Annotated in this window: 16 protein-coding genes; 5 read left to right on the plus strand and 11 right to left on the minus strand. The window is 68.0% G+C overall.

Translation table 11 applies throughout. The features are described 5' to 3' along the window. Window position 1 precedes the first annotated feature (1 nt). From L324_RS31315 to L324_RS31355, 9 genes are all read right to left on the minus strand, one after another. Window positions 2–955 carry an ABC transporter permease gene (locus L324_RS31315; RefSeq protein WP_037317237.1) on the minus strand — a complete coding sequence of 318 codons (954 nt, stop codon included), beginning with the start codon at window positions 953–955 and terminating at the stop codon, window positions 2–4. Further along, window positions 948–1874, minus strand: coding sequence for an ABC transporter permease (locus L324_RS31320; RefSeq protein ID WP_037317241.1), 927 nt, complete (start codon window positions 1872–1874; stop codon window positions 948–950). Before L324_RS31320 ends, L324_RS31315 begins: the two co-directional genes overlap by 8 nt. Window positions 1875–1967: 93 nt before the next feature. Then, complete coding sequence (locus L324_RS31325; RefSeq protein WP_037317244.1) at window positions 1968–3584, minus strand: peptide ABC transporter substrate-binding protein; 1617 nt, start codon at window positions 3582–3584, stop codon at window positions 1968–1970. 256 nt (window positions 3585–3840) lie between these two features. Next, window positions 3841–4794, minus strand: a complete 954-nt coding sequence (locus tag L324_RS31330) for a Ppx/GppA phosphatase family protein (RefSeq protein WP_037317247.1) — start codon at window positions 4792–4794, stop codon at window positions 3841–3843. A 66-nt stretch (window positions 4795–4860) separates the two neighbouring features. After that, window positions 4861–6027 carry a lytic transglycosylase domain-containing protein gene (locus tag L324_RS31335; RefSeq protein WP_037317251.1) on the minus strand — a complete coding sequence of 389 codons (1167 nt, stop codon included), beginning with the start codon at window positions 6025–6027 and terminating at the stop codon, window positions 4861–4863. 184 nt (window positions 6028–6211) lie between these two features. Beyond that, window positions 6212–6727: a DUF501 domain-containing protein gene (locus L324_RS31340; protein ID WP_173426425.1), complete on the minus strand. Its 516-nt coding sequence runs from the start codon at window positions 6725–6727 to the stop codon at window positions 6212–6214. A gap of 18 nt (window positions 6728–6745) precedes the next feature. Further along, window positions 6746–7105, minus strand: coding sequence for an FtsB family cell division protein (locus tag L324_RS31345; protein ID WP_152547082.1), 360 nt, complete (start codon window positions 7103–7105; stop codon window positions 6746–6748). Between the two features lie 186 nt (window positions 7106–7291). Beyond that, window positions 7292–8578, minus strand: coding sequence for a phosphopyruvate hydratase (gene eno / locus L324_RS31350; RefSeq protein ID WP_037317257.1), 1287 nt, complete (start codon window positions 8576–8578; stop codon window positions 7292–7294). A gap of 91 nt (window positions 8579–8669) precedes the next feature. Further along, window positions 8670–9170, minus strand: coding sequence for a VOC family protein (locus L324_RS31355; protein WP_037318715.1), 501 nt, complete (start codon window positions 9168–9170; stop codon window positions 8670–8672). A 72-nt stretch (window positions 9171–9242) separates the two neighbouring features. Between L324_RS31355 and L324_RS31360 the strand changes: the two genes are divergently transcribed. Then, window positions 9243–9656 (plus strand): tetratricopeptide repeat protein, encoded by a 414-nt coding sequence (locus tag L324_RS31360; RefSeq protein ID WP_037317260.1) that lies wholly within the window; start codon window positions 9243–9245, stop codon window positions 9654–9656. A 54-nt stretch (window positions 9657–9710) separates the two neighbouring features. On the opposite strand, the gene L324_RS31365 is transcribed toward L324_RS31360, so the two are convergent. Continuing rightward, window positions 9711–10280 (minus strand): helix-turn-helix domain-containing protein, encoded by a 570-nt coding sequence (locus L324_RS31365; RefSeq protein WP_037317263.1) that lies wholly within the window; start codon window positions 10278–10280, stop codon window positions 9711–9713. Window positions 10281–10334: 54 nt separating this feature from the next. Here L324_RS31365 and L324_RS31370 point away from each other — a divergent pair, with 54 nt between their 5' ends. Continuing rightward, window positions 10335–11255 (plus strand): NAD(P)/FAD-dependent oxidoreductase, encoded by a 921-nt coding sequence (locus tag L324_RS31370; RefSeq protein ID WP_037318722.1) that lies wholly within the window; start codon window positions 10335–10337, stop codon window positions 11253–11255. On the opposite strand, the gene L324_RS31375 is transcribed toward L324_RS31370, so the two are convergent. Then, complete coding sequence (locus L324_RS31375) at window positions 11228–11935, minus strand: lysozyme family protein (RefSeq protein ID WP_037317266.1); 708 nt, start codon at window positions 11933–11935, stop codon at window positions 11228–11230. The two genes, L324_RS31370 and L324_RS31375, sit on opposite strands and share 28 nt — an antisense overlap. 277 nt (window positions 11936–12212) lie before the next feature. Between L324_RS31375 and efeU the strand changes: the two genes are divergently transcribed. Genes efeU through efeB form a run of 3 tightly spaced genes read left to right on the plus strand, consistent with a single transcriptional unit; the run spans window position 12213 to window position 15461 of the window. Further along, the gene (gene efeU / locus L324_RS31380) at window positions 12213–13055 is read left to right on the plus strand and encodes an iron uptake transporter permease EfeU (protein WP_037317269.1); all 843 of its coding nucleotides are present in this window, start codon (window positions 12213–12215) and stop codon (window positions 13053–13055) included. Window positions 13056–13065: 10 nt separating this feature from the next. Continuing rightward, the gene (gene efeO / locus L324_RS31385) at window positions 13066–14199 is read left to right on the plus strand and encodes an iron uptake system protein EfeO (RefSeq protein WP_081736554.1); all 1134 of its coding nucleotides are present in this window, start codon (window positions 13066–13068) and stop codon (window positions 14197–14199) included. Beyond that, complete coding sequence (gene efeB / locus L324_RS31390; RefSeq protein ID WP_037317275.1) at window positions 14196–15461, plus strand: iron uptake transporter deferrochelatase/peroxidase subunit; 1266 nt, start codon at window positions 14196–14198, stop codon at window positions 15459–15461. Before efeO ends, efeB begins: the two co-directional genes overlap by 4 nt. Window positions 15462–15491: the final 30 nt, after the last annotated feature.

The following is a 15491-nucleotide window of genomic DNA, read 5'->3' on the forward strand; positions in this document are numbered from 1 at the left end:
CTCACCGGGCCTTCGGGTCGAGCGCGTCGCGGATCCCGTCACCGAGCATGACGAACGCGAGCACGGTGATGGTCACGAACCCGGCGGGGAACAACAGCATGTGCGGGATGACCCGGAAATAGTCCCTGGCGTCGCTGATCATCACGCCCCACGAGACGACCGGTGGCCGCACGCCGACGCCGAGATAGGCCAACGTCGCCTCCGCCCCGATGAAGGCGCCGAGCGCGATGGTCCCGTAGACCAGGACCGGCGCGATCGTGTTGGGCAGCAGGTGCCGGAGCACGATGCGCGGTGTGCTCGCGCCGAGCCCGCGGGCGGCCTTGACGTAGTCGAGTTGCTTGGCCACCAGCGTCGCCGACCGCATGATGCGCATCGCCACCGGCCAGCTCAGCGCCGCGATCGAGATCACCACCTGCACGATGATGGTGACCGCGCCGGGATTCGTGCCGGGAGCGTTGAACGTCGTCAGGATGACGATCGCGCCGAGCACGAACGGCAGCGCCGCGAAGATGTCGCCGACGCGGGAGAACAGGCTGTCGACGAGGCGGCCGTAGTAGCCGGCGATGATCCCGACGACCGAGCCGATCAGGATCGTCAGCACCGTGGCGAACACACCGACCAGCAACGACGCCCGCGCGCCGTGGATGGTCCGCGCATAGACGTCGTACCCCTGGTTGTCGTAGCCGAACCAGGCGTCCGCGGACGGCCCTTCGTTGGCATGCGTCAGATCGCTGAACCCGGCCGGACGGGAACTGAACAGGTCCGGCGCGACGGCGATCAGCACGACCACCAGGATGATGACGGAGGAGATGATGAAGGTGGGCTTGCGGCGCAGCATCCGCCACGCGTCGCCGCCGAGGCTGCGCGGTTTGTGCGCCAGCGCGGAATCGTCGGCGACACCGGCCGCCGCGACGTCCACAGAGGACACGCCACCGGCCACATTGGGGTCAGTCATAACGGATCCTCGGGTCGAGAACGGCATAGAGCAGGTCGACGGTGAGACTCACCAGCAGGTACACCATCACCAGCAGGACGACGACCCCGGTGACGGTGGCGCCCTCCCGGTTCTGGATACCGCGGAAGATGAGCCCGCCGATGCCGTTGATGTTGAACACGCCTTCGGTGACGATCGCCCCGCCCATGAGCGCGCCGATGTCGGTGCCGATGAAGGTCAGCACCGGGATCACCGAGTTGCGGAGCAGGTGCACGCCGACGACGCGGCTGCGCGGCTGGCCTTTCGCGACGGCCGTGCGGACGTAGTCGGCGTGCCGGTTCTCGGCGATGCTCGTCCTGGTGAGCCGGGCGATGTAGGCCATGGACAGGCTGCCCAGCGCGATGCCGGGCACGATGAGTTCGCCGACTCCCGCGTCCTCGGACACGCTCGCGTCGATGAGGCCCAGTTCCGAACCCAGGACGATCTGCAGCACGATCGCGGTGACGAACACCGGGATCGAGATCAGGAACGTGGTGGACATCAGCACGAGGTTGTCGAGGAAACCCTTGCCCCGCAGGCCGGTCAGGATACCGGCGGCGAGCCCGATGATCGCCTCGATGGCCACCGCGATGAGCGCGAGCCGGACGGTCACCGGATAGGCGTTCGCGATCAGCTCGCCGACCGAGACACCGTTGAAGGTCTCCCCCCAGTCGCCGGTGAACAGGTTGCCGAGGTATTTGAAGTACTGGACGAAGATCGAATCGTCGAGATTGAACTTCTCGGTCATCATCTCGATGTAGGCGGGCGGGCAGGCGACCTGACCGCATTTGCCGGCGAAGGGGTCGCCGGGCACGGCCCACACCAGTGCGTAGATGAGGAAAGTCGTGCCGAAGAAGACCGGGATCAGTTGGAGTAGGCGACGGAGGATGTACTGGGACATGGGCGTGCCGTCCTGAAGATCGCGTGGTGGGAACCGGAGGTCCGGCCGGCCGGGAACGACGCTCCGTCGCTCCCGGCCGGCGCGGCCACACGCTTACTTCGCCGCGACCTCGATGGACGAGTAGTCCGCGAGACGGCCGAAGTCGAGCTTCGCGACCTTCAGCCGGTTCGACTTACCGCCGACGCCCTTCTCCTCCCACACCGGGATCTGCGGCAGGTCCTTCGCGATCAAATCCTCCGCCTGCTGGTACAGCTTGATCGCGGCCGCCTTGTCGGCGGTCTGGTCCGCCTGGGTCAGCAGCGCGTCGACGGCCGGGTTGTTGTACGTCGAGTCGTTGGACGAACCGGTGCTCTTGTAGCGCGGGTTCAGGTAGTTCTCGATCGACGGGTAGTCGGCCGACCAGTCGGAGCGGCCCATGCCGGTCAGCTTCCGGCCGTTGACGATGCTGCGCCACTGGCCGAAGTCGGTCGCCGGGACGAAGTCGCATTCGACGCCGAGCGCGTTCTTGATGCTGTTGCAGGCCGCGACCAGCGGTTCCTTACGGCCACCGTCCGCGTTCGAGGCGATGGTCAGTTTGCCGGTGTAACCGGACTTCGCCCAGAACTCCTTGGCCTTCGCCGGGTCGAACTTGCAGAATTCGCAAACGCCGGGCCGATAACCTTCGATACCGCGCGAAACGTAGCCGTCGGCGGGCGAATAGGTGTCGTTCATGACGGTTTTGACGATCTGCTCGCGGTCGATGGCCAGCGAGATCGCCTTGCGCAGGTCCAGGTTGTTGTAACCCGGGACGTAGTACGGGATGGCGAGGGCGCTGATGCCGAGCAGGTTGCCTTCGACCAGCCGCTCACCGAGGTCGGTCTTGTATTTCCCGCCTGCCTTCGCCGCGGGCGGGAGCGCCTCCATGAAGTCGAGGCGGTTGCTCAGGAGATCCTGGTACGCGGTCTCCTGGCTGGTGTAGATGCGGACTTCCAGGTCCTTGAACTTGACCTTGTCCTCGCCCTGGTACTCGTCGTACCGCGTGAGCTTCATGTTCTGGTTGGGCGTGCGCGAAACGAACTTCAGCGGGCCGTTGCCGATGGGCGCCTTGGCGAACGCCTCCGGGTCGGCGAAGAACTTGTCCGGCAACGGCGCGAAGGCGAGATAGCCGATCTTGGTGGCGAAAACGGAGAACGGGCCCTTGAGCGTGACCTGGAATTCGTAGTCGTTCACGACCTTGAGGCCGGACATCTCCTTGACGGCCGGTTCTTTGACGCTGATCTCGTCGTAGCCCTGGATCTGCTCGAAGAACGACGCGTTCTGCATGCCGTTCTTGCCGTTCGCGCTGTAGTTCCAGGCGTCGACGAAGTTCTTCGCCTTGACTTCGGTTCCGTCGTGGAACTTCCAGCCCTTTTTGATCTTGATGTCGAAGACCTTCGAATCGGTCGTGGTGATCGATTCGGCCATCAGGTTGTACGGCTCGGCGGTGTCGGATTTGTAGCCGACCAGCGCCGAGAAGACCGGCTTGAGGGCCTTCGACCCGCCGAGTTCGTTGGTATTGGCGGGAATCAACGAGTTCTCCGGCTCGGTGCCGTAGACCGAGACCGCCGCATTGGAGTCTGTGGCGCCGGATCCCTTGTTCTCACTGGACCCACCACCCCCACAGGCCGTCAGCAGCATGGCCGCCGTGGCCACCACCGCCGTCGCTCCCCAGAACCCGCGTGAACCCCGCATGTCCCCTCCAACTCTCGTCGTCGGATCGTTCGGCGAGCGCGGGTCGCGCTCAGCCGCCCAGAAGGTGAGACGACGCTATGGGACAGGTGAAGCCGATCACAGTGCGTTGGTGTTGCAAATGTGTGACGGTCTCGGGCACCACCCGGTTAGAGCACGACCTTGGTAGGAACGAGGCAGGACCGAATGGGTTAATCCGGACAGGAGGTCACCACGTGATCACCGACAGAAATGGCGTCACGTAAGAGAAATCAGCGAATCAGGCGAGCGAGAGCGCGATGCCGTCCAGGATGTCGTGCTCGGAGACGACCAGTTCGCCGGGACCACTGCGCGTGGCGAACTGCTCGGCCAGTACCTGCACGATCACCGAACCACCGCCGATGACGTCCACCCGGCCGGGGTGGATCACCGGATTCGCGGCCCTGGTCGCGTGGTCGGCGGTCAGCAGGGACTGCGCGACCCGGTCGATGTCGGCGCGGGAGAGCTTGGAGAGGTGGGTGCGCTCGGAGTCGTACTCCGAGAGACCCTGCGCCACGGCCGTCAGGGTGGTGACCGTGCCGGCGACGCCGATCCACGTCTTCGCGGCCGAAACGTCCACGACGTCGAAGGCCTCGGTGAGGACCTTGGCGGCCAGCTCACGCGCTTCGGCGATCTCGCCCGCCGTCGGCGGGTCGGACTTCAGCGCGCGTTCGGTGATCCGCACGCAGCCGATGTCGACCGACTTCGCGGCGATGACCTCGGCCTGGCGGCCGTCCCAGGTGCCGACGACGAGTTCGGTCGAGCCGCCGCCGACGTCGACCACCACGAACGGGCCGTCGTCCGGATCCTGCTCGCCCACGGCGCCGGTGAAGGACAGCCGGGCCTCTTCGTCGCCGCTGATGACCTCGGCCTCGGTGCCGAGCACCTCACGGGTCATCGCGAAGAACTCGTCGCGGTTGCTCGCGTCACGGGTCGCCGACGTCGCGACCATGCGGACCTTCTCGACGCCCTTGCGGCGCGCGGCGATCGTGTAGTCGGCCAGCGCCTTGCGGGTGCGCTCGAGCGCCTCGGGGGCCAGCTTCCCGGTGGCGTCCACACCCTGGCCGAGGCGGACGATCCGCATCTCGCGGTGCAGGTCGCGCAGGTCGACCGTCCCGTCGTGGCGGGGGGTCAACTCGGCGACGAGCAGACGGATGGAGTTGGTCCCACAGTCGATCGCGGCAACACGAGGCATGCCCGGAGATTACAGCGGAGCGAAGCTTCTCCGTTGAGGGTGGTGGCGGGGCATGGATGAAGGCGATCAGGTGGTTTGGGCACCGCCGCTGCTCGGCGACGTCACCGTCGTCGTCGTGGTGGTCGTCGTCGGCGAGCTGCAGGTCGGCGGCGAAGGTGATGGCGTCGTGGTCGTGGTCGCCGGGCTCGTGTTCGTGCTCGGGTGCGTCTCCGTCACGGTGACTGTCGGGCAAGGCGGCAACTTCGAGGGCGTCGTCGTCTTGGACGGCGAAGACGAATTCGTCGACGGCGGCAACGTGGTCGACGGCGGCGGCGTCACCGAACCGGGCGGTGTCGGCGGCACCGGAGGCGGCGGAACCGAAGCGGGCGGCGGAGCGGCGGCGGCGTTCGGCGCGCCGATGGGCACCTTGCTGTCCGGCGTCGGCAGCACCCCCGTGCGGTAGGCCTCGGCCCAGATCAGCACCGTGTTCACGTAGGTGTCGGAGTTGTTGTAGCGGTACACCGCCGCGCGCAACTGATCCGGTTTGGACAGATCCAGTCCACCCGAGCACAGGTAGCGGCCGGTGCCCAGCGCCGCGTCGAAGATGTTGTTGGGATTGGATTCACCGTCGCCGTTCCCGTCGGAGGCGTAGCGGGCCCAGGTCGACGGGATGAACTGCGTCGGCCCGACGGCGCGGTCCCACACCGTGTCACCGTCGTACTTGCCGCCGTCGCTGTCCGGGATGGCCGCGAACGGACCGGCGCCGTTGAGCTGCGGCCCGAGGATCGGTTCGAGGGTGTTGCCCTTGGCGTCGACGAAGCCGCCGCGCGCGTGGTTGGACTCGATCCGGCCGATGCTGGCGATGAGCGCCCAGTCGATGTGACAGCCGGGCTGTTCGGCGATGAGGATGTCGGCGGCGTTGCGGTACGCGGCAAGCGCGGTGACCGGGATGCCGAGCGGTCCGTTGGGGAGTTCGTCCGCGGGGAGCGGGAGCGGGGTCGGCGCGTTCGGCAGGCTTCCGTCGACGCCGATCTGCTGGACGAGCGGGTTCTTCGGGTCATAGCCGCCGACGAGGGCGACGTTGTCGGAATGAATCGTGCTCGCCGTCGCGATCCACGTGCCCGTGCCGATCACCGCGGCACAGGCCGGGACGATGGCGAGGACTCCTCCGGTCACCGCGGCGATCGTGCGGTGCCGGAGACAGAGTCTCCGGACATGACCGTTCACCGCGCCTGGCACGTGCCTCACGCGCATACCTCAGAACCCTCCCGGCGGATCACGACTCGGCGACCCGGTTACTTGCCCACCCCGACAACCCACAACTGGTGCATAGCCTGCCGCATACGGTGACCGGTTTCACCCCATAGGGAGAAGGAGTTGACCGACAACGGGTGAATTAACCCACCTGGAGGAACTATCTGTACAGCGGGGGCGGGTGTTACCCCTGGCAGTCGCCCGACGGCCACCCGTTCGACTTGAGCAGCGCGAGGGTCTCGTCGCCGAAGGGGTTCACGCCGGGGCCGACGGCGAGCGTATGCGCCAGGTGGACGTGCAGGCATTTGACGCGTCCGGGCATCCCGCCCGCGCTGACCTCGTGCCCGAGCGAGTCGATGGCGTCGCGTTCGGCGAGGTAGCTCTCGTGGGTCCGCTGGTAGGCGGCCGCCAGCTCGGGGTCCTCCGCGAGCCTGTCGGTCATCTCCTTCATCAGCCCGGACGCCTCGAGGGTGCCGACCATCGAGGTCAGCTTCGGGCAGGTCAAGTAGTAGAGCGTCGGGAACGGGGTGCCGTCGTCGAGGCGGGGACTGGTCTGCACGACCGACGGGTGGCCGCTCGGGCAGCGCGCGGCGACGGCGCGCAGCGCACGGGGTGCCCGGCCGAGCTGTTCCGCGATGATTTCGCGGTCGGCGTCGGTCACAGGCTCATAAGAAGACTTTTCCGTGCGGTTCACGCCCATAAGGGTAAACAGGGAGCTTCAGCCGCCCGCGACCTGATCCCACAGCTTCTCGTACCAGGAGCCCGCGGGCACCGCCTGCTCGCCTTGCTGGCCCTGCTCGGGCGCCTTGTCCTCGGGCAGCTGCACGATGTACGGCGTCTCACCGGGTTTCACGAAACCGAAGCGCTTCCGGGCCTCGGCCTCGATCTGCGCGGGATCGCTCAGCTCGGCTTTGCGGCCCTCCAGCTGGGCGACGCTCCGCTGCAGTTCGGACTGCAGCTGCTGCTGCTCGCTCACCTCGGACTTCTGGCTGAGGTATGTCCGCAGCGGGACGGCGATGGTGAACGCGAGCGCGCACACCACGATCGCCACCACCGCGGCCCGGCGGGTGGTGGACATGCCGAGCACCTTCGCGGCGCCCGACGCCCTTTTCGCCGCCAGGCTGCGGCGCAGCCGGGTTCGGGCGCGGACCTCCGTCGTCGTGGTCCGCCGGGCGCGCTCCGGTCGGCGGCCCCTGCTGGAGCCACCGCCGTCCGCGCGCCCGCTACGACGGGTCCGCGCCCTCCCCCGGTCCGCCATAACCGATTACCCCTCCGGGGTGAACCGCGGGAAGGCGAGGTCGCCGGCGTAGCGCGCCGCGTCGGCGAGGGTCTCCTCGATCCGCAGCAGCTGGTTGTACTTGGCGATGCGCTCGCCGCGCGCCGGGGCGCCGGTCTTGATCTGGCCGACGCCGGTGGCGACGGCCAGGTCGGCGATGAAGGTGTCCTCGGTCTCGCCGGACCGGTGGCTCATCATCGACTTGTAGCCGTAGGAGGTGGCCAGCGAGATCGCGTCGAGGGTCTCCGACAGCGTACCGATCTGGTTGACCTTCACCAGCAGCGCGTTCGCGGCGCGGCGGGTGATGCCCTCTTCGAGGCGGTCCGGGTTGGTGACGAACAGGTCGTCGCCGACGATCTGGACCTTCTCGCCGACCTCGGCGGTCAGCTGGACCCAGCCGTCCCAGTCGTCCTCGCTCAGCGGGTCCTCGATGGACACGAGCGGGTAGTCACGCAGCAGTTCGGCGTAGTAGGCCGACATCTGCTCGGCGCTCTTCTTCGCGCCTTCGAAGGTGTACGCGCCGTCGGCGAAGAACTCCGTCGCGGCGACGTCGAGCGCGAGCGCGACGTCGCGGCCCGGGGCGTAGCCGGCCTTCTCGATCGCCTGCAGGATCAGGTCGAGCGCCTCGCGGTTGTTCTTCAGGCTGGGCGCGAAGCCGCCTTCGTCGCCGAGACCGGTGGCCAGGCCGCGGCCCTTCAGCACCGACTTCAGCGAGTGGTAGACCTCGGTGCCCCAGCGCAGGGCCTCGCGGAACGACTCGGCGCCGATCGGCGCGATCATGAACTCCTGGATGTCCACATCGGTGTCGGCGTGCGCGCCACCGTTGAGGATGTTGAGCATCGGCACCGGCAGCACATGCGCGTTCGGCCCGCCGAGGTAGCGGAACAGCTCCAGCTCGGCCGACTCCGCGGCGGCCTTCGCGACGGCGAGCGAGACGCCGAGGATGGCGTTCGCGCCGAGGCGGGACTTCGCCGGGGTGCCGTCGAGATCGACCAGCTTCTGGTCGACGATGCGCTGGTCCACGGCGTCGGTGCCGACGAGGTCCGGGCCGATTTCGTCCAGGACGGCCGCGACCGCGCGCTCGACACCCTTGCCGTTGTAGCGGCCGGTGTCGCCGTCACGCAGCTCGACGGCTTCGTGTTCGCCGGTGGACGCACCCGAGGGGACCGCGGCCCGCGCCAGCGTGCCGTCGTCGAGAGCCACCTCCACTTCGACCGTCGGGTTGCCTCGCGAGTCCAGAATCTCGCGAGCGCCTACCTGCTCGATGAGCGCCACGCCATGCTCCTCATGTGGGTTGTGCCTGCGGTGACGGGCCCCAGCCTAGCCGTCGGCGCCGTTCACCCGTTGGAGGCACGCGCCACAGCGCTCACTCCGAGGGCTCACTCCGGGGCGGTTCGTCCGCACGGACTTCGCGCCAGCCCGACGGCAGCTCGACGGTGTCGGAGAACTGCTGCCAGAAAGTCCAGCTGTTGCCGCCGATGTCGGAGACGGTGAACACACGGGCGCCGTAGGGCTGGTCCTGTGGCGCGTCGAGGTCGGCGTCGTCGCCCAGCGCTGCGCGGACCCGCTCGTACTGCGCGTCGACGTCGGGGACGTAGACGATGTTCAGCTGGCCGACCGGGCCGTCGACGCCCTTGGCCTCCCAGTACTCGGGACCGACCCCTGCCAGCTGGATCTTGGCCGGACCGGCGCACAACGTGGCCTGGAACACCTCGCCCGACGCGTCGGCGAAGCGCACTTCCTCGGTGAACCCGAACACTCTGACCAGCCACGCGACGGCTTCGGTCGCGTCGGTGTAGTAGAGGTACGGCGCGAGTCCGAGGTAGCCGGGCTCGCTTTCGGGCCTATCCGCTTCGGCACTGCTCATGGCGAGACAGTCCACCATGACCGTTTCAGCTCCTCGTGAACGACCCTGCCCAGGCGTATCGTGGAGCGGACCATGATGGATGCCGAACCCGACCCAGAACCCGGTCCGGACTCGTCCGGCGAATCCCGGTTCCGTGCCTTCCGGCAGGCGGAGGCACTGGTCGAAAGCCGCAGGCCGCTCGACGCCCTCAAGGCCCTCGAGCCGTTGCTGGAGGAAGAAACCGACAAACCGAGCGTGCAGCTGCTGGCGGGGCGCGCGTACTTCCACTCCGCACAGTTGCGGCGGGCCGAGCGCGCCTTCACCCGGGTGCTGGAACTGGATCCCACCGATCACTACGCCCGGTTCGTGCTCGGGCGGACCCTCCAGCGCCTCGGCCGGTTGACCGAGGCGCTCGCGCAGATGCGGATCGCGTCGGCGATGCACCCGATCCCGGAGTATCTGGAAGCGATCAGCGAGGTCAGCGCGCGGATCGCGCTGCGGGACTGACCCTGCCTTGCGGACGCGTTTAGCCGACTAAACGCGGCAGCTCGTCACCAGCTCTCATTTCGACTTGGCCCGCAGGTGGGCCCGCTCCCCCTGCTTGCCGAACAGCACCAGCAGCTCCACCGGCCCCGGCCCGGCGCTCCCGAACCAGTGCGGCACCCGCGTGTCGAACTCGGCGGCCTCGCCGGGTCCCATCGTGAAGTCACGGTCGCCGAGCACCGCCCGCAACCGTCCACTGAGGACATACATCCATTCGTAGCCCTCGTGCGTCCGTTGCACCGGTTCGATGTCCTCGACCGGGATCAGCAGTTTGAACGCCTGCGGCTGCCCCGGCTGCGCGCTCAGTGACCAGGCGGTGAACCTGCCGAACTTCTGCGGTTTCATCCGGACCCGCGGATCGGACGGCTCGGGTTCGCCGACCAGTTCGTCGAGCGGGACCTGATGCGCTTCCGACAACGTCAGCAGCAACTCCAGGGTGGCCTTCCGCGCGCCCGATTCGAGCCGCGAGAGCGTGCTGGCAGAGATCCCCGTCGCCGCCGAAAGAGCGGAGAGGGTGGTGCCGCGTTCCTTGCGGAGCAGCTTGAGCCTCGGCCCGACCTCGGCGAGTCGCCGTTCGATGTCCTGCATGACCCCAGTTTGCCAAATCGGCAATGAACTTTGCCAGATCCCGGCCGGATGCGGATGCTCGGGATCATGAAGAACGAATTCGACGTAGTGATCATCGGTGGTGGCGTCGCGGGTCTCAGCGCGGCACTGGTCCTGGGCCGGGCGCGGCGGGAGGTCGTCGTGATCGACGCCGGCACCCCGCGCAACACGCCCGCCGCCCACGCGCACGGTTTCCTGACCAGGGACGGCATTCCACCCAAAGAACTGCTGGCGACAGGCCGCGACGAAGTCCGCGCGTACGGCGTGGAAATCGTCGAGGACGTCGTCCACCGGCTACGGCACGACAAGGCGGTGGAGCTGGCGAGCGGCCGGGTGATCAGGGGCCGCCGGATCGTGGTGACCACCGGGCTGGCCGACGAACTGCCGGACGTCCCCGGTGTCGCGGAGCGATTCGGCACCGACGTGCTGCACTGCCCGTACTGCCACGGCTGGGAAGTGCGTGATCAGCGCTTCGGCGTGCTGGCCACCTCCGAGAAGTCGGTCCACCAGGCGCTGATCGTGTGGCAGTGGAGCAAGGATCTGACCTTCTTCACGCACACCCGGCAGATCTCGGCCGAGGACAGGGTGAAACTGACCGGGCTCGGTATCCGGATCGTCGACGGCAAGGTGTCCGAACTCGCCGTCGAGGACGATCGGCTGACCGGCGTCCGGCTCGTCGACGGCGAACTCGTCGAACGCGATGTCGTCTTCGTCGGCCCGAAGTTCGTCCCGCACGACAGGCTGCTCGCCCAGATCGGCTGCGAACGCACCGAAGACGGCTTCGTCAAGGTGGACGCCCAGGGACGCACGAACGTCGACGGCGTCTGGGCGGCCGGGAACGTCGTCGATCCGATGGCGCAGCTCGTCGTCGCGGCCGGCGACGCCTACCGGATGGCGTCGGCGCTCAACTTCGATCTGGTGCTCGAGGATCAGGGCGCGACGCTGGCGTCCGCGTAGGCGTCGGCCGCGCTGAAGACTTCCTGGACGTAAGGGACGGCAGGGTTGAACACCCGCATCGCCTTCCACCAGCCCACCGGGGTCGCGATGTCGTCGCCGTCGGCGCACAGGTAGCGGGCGGTGGCGAGAGCGGCGTCGTCGAGGTTCTGGGGATCCGGCCGTTTCCCGTCGCCGGTGGCGCGCATGGAGTGCTTGGCCCAGACATCGGGGGCGAGCGTGATCGGGCCCGGCCTGCCCTGCGCGGTCTCGACGTGGGAGATCCCGCCGAGGGTCGCCCACGAGAGGTGACAGCCCGGCTTCTGCCGCCGGAGCCACATCTCGGCCCGGCCGTAAGCGGACAGGTCGGCGACCGGGAGCTTGGTCTTCGCGGCGACCCGTTTCGCCCAGGTCTCGAGTTCGGCCGCGTCGGACACGGTGGGCCGGTCGGGCGGGGCGGCCAGCCCGGCGCGCGGCGTCGCCACCCCCGGCTGCGGTTTCTGATCGGGAACCGCGAGCGCGGGCTGGGGCGCCGCCGGCGGGGGCGGTTCCTCCCCGCCCGGCCGGTGCACGCCGACGGTCATGATCAGCACCACGCCGGTGAGCACGAGCCCACCCGCGAACGCGAGCCTGGGGACGTACGGCGGCAGAGGACGCGCGATGCGCTCCTCGGTGTCGATGCTCGACTGGGTGGTTTCGGCCACCCGGTCAGGTTACTTCGCGCCACTCCTGGGCGATGACCCATTCGGTCTACGAAGCCAACTGATGGTTAAACGTATCGCCGGCCGGTCGTCGGCGGCCGATTCGTTATGCGATCGCCCTAGGTCGCGCTGACCTGGGGATGCTTGCGACGACCGCGTCCGATCAAGACCTCATCAAGCGTTTCGTCCGCTTTCAGACCACGTCACTCCCCCTGGACTTTCAGGGAAGCCTTACCTAAAACCAGGAGGTTCAGTCAGGACTACGACCAGGGAGAACGACGTGTGGTTCGCGAGTGCGCTCATCGGCCTGCGTGAAGGTCTGGAAGCCGCCCTCGTCGTCAGCATCCTCGTCGCGTTCCTGGTCAAGACCGACCGGCGGCACGCGCTGCGCTGGGTGTGGCTCGGCGTCGGCGTGGCGGTCGTGCTGTCGGTCGGGGTCGGCGCGATCCTCACCTACTCCACCGCGCAGCTGTCCTTCGAACAGCAGGAACTGCTCGGCGGCACGCTGTCGATCGTCGCGGTCGGGTTCGTGACGGCGATGATCTTCTGGATGCGCAAGGCGTCGAGGACGATCGCCGCCGAACTGCGCGGAAAGCTGGACGAAGCGCTCGACGTCGGCCCGCTCGCGGTCCTCGTCCTGTCGTTCTTCGCCGTCGGGCGTGAAGGCCTGGAGACGGCGGTGTTCTTCTACTCCACGGTGCAGACCGCCCAGGGCGGGACGACCGAACCGCTGATCGGCTTCACCGCGGGCATCCTGGCCGCGATCGTGCTGGCGTACCTGATCTACCGCGGCGCCGTCCGCTTCGACCTCGGCAAGTTCTTCACCGTCACCGGTGTCCTGCTGGTGTTCGTCGCTGCGGGCGTCCTCGGCTACGGCCTGCACGACCTGCAGGAGGCTGCGTTCCTCCCCGGTTTGACCACGCTCGCGTTCGACGCGTCGGCCGTCATGCCGGAGACCAGCTGGTACGGCGCGCTGCTCAAGGGGATCTTCAACTATTCGCAGCAGACGACGGTCCTGCAGGCCGTCGCGTGGCTCGCGTACGTGGCCATCGTCCTGCCGCTGTTCCTCAAGCCCAAGAAGAAGACCGTGGCGACTCCCGTCGCGGCCGCAGTTAAGGAGTGACCCCGTGTCCTTGCCTCATCGGATCCCGCTCGCCGTGCTCGCCGGTGCCGGTGCCTTGGTGCTCACCGCCTGCGGTGGCGGCGAGGGCACGCCCGCGGCCACCGCGGGCGGCCCGATCAAGGTCGAAGCCTCGGACAGCGCCTGCGCCGTCTCGGTGAACACCGCGAACGCGGGCAACGTGACCTTCGAGATCACCAACAAGGGCAGCAAGGTCACCGAGTTCTATCTCTACGCCGAGGGCGACCGGATCATGGGCGAGGTCGAGAACATCGCGCCCGGGCTGAACCGGCGTCTGATCGTCGAGGTCGCCGAGGCGGGCAAGTACCAGACCGCGTGCAAGCCGGGGATGACCGGCAACGGCATCCGGGGCGATTTCACCGTCACCGGCGGAGCGGCGAAGCAGGCGGACCCGAACTCGCAGAAGGCGCAGGCGGTCAAGAGCTACGCGGAGTACGTCGCGAACAACACCAAGGCGCTCGACGAGGAGACGGTCAAGTTCGTCGCCCTCGTGAAGGCGGGCAAGGTCGACGAGGCGAAGGCCGCGTACGCCCGCACTCGCGTCTACTTCGAACGGGTCGAGCCGGTCGCCGAGAAGTTCGGTGACCTGGACCCGAAGATCGACGCACGCGAGGCCGACCTCGAACCGGGCCAGAAGTTCACCGGCTTCCACCGGCTGGAGAAGGACCTGTGGGTGACCGGGCTCCAGCCGGACACCAACCAGATCGCGGACCAGTTGCTCGCCGACGTCAAGGAACTGGTCACCAAGTCGGCGTCGATCGAACTGAACGCGCTCGACCTGGCCAACGGCGCCAAGGAACTGCTCGACGAGATCGCCACCGGCAAGATCACCGGCGAGGAAGAGGCGTTCTCGCACACCGACCTCTCGGACTTCCAGGGCAACCTCGACGGTTCGAAGGCCGCGATCAACTCCCTGCGCCCGCTGCTGCAGGCCAAGGACCCGGCCCTGGTGTCCACTTTGGACAAGGAGTTCGGCAACGTGCAGGCGCTGCTGGACAAGCAGCGCGAAGGTGACGGCTTCAAGCTGTACACCGCGCTGAGCCAGGATCGGATCAAGGAGTTCGCCTCGGCCGTCGACGCGCTGAGCGAACCGCTGAGCAAGGTCGCGGAGGTGGCCGCGCAATGACGGATACGGAGCACACCCGGGTCTCCCGCCGGAAACTGTTCGGCATGGCGGGAGCGGGTGCCGCTCTCGTCGGTACCGGCGCGGCGGCGGGGATCGGCGCCAAAAGCCTCGTCGGCGGCGACAGCCCGGCGCAGGCCGCGCAGAGCGTGGTCGAGTTCCACGGCGAGCATCAGGCCGGGATCGTCACGCCGGTGCAGGAGAACCTGCATTTCGTCGCGCTGGATGTGACGACGAAGGACCGCGAAAAGCTGGTCAAGCTGCTGCGGACGTGGACGGACGCGGCCCGGCGGATGACCGCGGGCCAAGAGGTCGGAACCGGGGGCGCCGTCGGTGGCGCCCCCGCCGCCCCGCCGAGCGACACCGGCGAGGCGCTCGATCTGGCGGCGTCGTCGCTGACGCTGACGATCGGCTTCGGCCCCTCGCTGTTCGACGACCGGTTCGGGCTGGCCCCGAAACGGCCGGCCGCGCTGATCGACCTGCCGCTTTTCCCGCAGGACAAACTCGATCCCGCCCGCAGTGGCGGCGATATCTGCATCCAGGCGTGCGCGGACGATCCGCAGGTCGCGGTGCACGCGATCCGGAACCTGGTGCGGCTGGGCTTCGGCGTCACCGCGGTGCGCTGGTCGCAGCTCGGGTTCGGCCGCAGTTCGTCGACGTCGCGGGCGCAGTCCACGCCGAGGAATCTGTTCGGGTTCAAGGACGGGACACGCAACATCAAGGCCGAGGAGACCGACGTCCTGCGCGACCAGGTGTGGGCGACGGCCGAAGACGGGCAGCCGTGGATGGCGGGCGGGTCGTACCTCGTGGCCAGGCGGATCCGGATGCACATCGAGACCTGGGACCGGGAATCGTTGAAGGGCCAGGAAGGGATCGTCGGCCGGTCGAAGGGCGCGGGCGCGCCACTGGGCCAGGCCGCCGAATTCGACGCCCCCGATTTCCAGGTCGGCGGCGCGGGCGGCGAAAAGCTGATCCCGGAGGACTCGCACGTCCGGCTGGCCTCGCACGAGAACCTGAACGGGGTGCGGATCCTGCGCCGCGGCTACAACTTCGTCGACGGTTCCGACGGCGTCGGGCATCTCGAAGCGGGATTGTTCTTCCTCGCCTTCAACCGGGACACGCGCAAGCAGTTCGTGCCGATGCAGCAGGCGTTGTCCTCGAAGGACGCGATGATGGAGTACCTGCAGCACACCGGATCCGCCCATTTCGCCGTGCCGCCGGGCGTGCGCGAAGGAGGTTTCTGGGGCGAGGGCCTGTTCGCTTGACCTCCAGTTAAGTAGAGGTCGCAGACTGGG

The sequence above is a fragment of the Amycolatopsis orientalis DSM 40040 = KCTC 9412 genome (genome assembly GCF_000478275.1).
Classification (GTDB): domain Bacteria; phylum Actinomycetota; class Actinomycetes; order Mycobacteriales; family Pseudonocardiaceae; genus Amycolatopsis; species Amycolatopsis orientalis.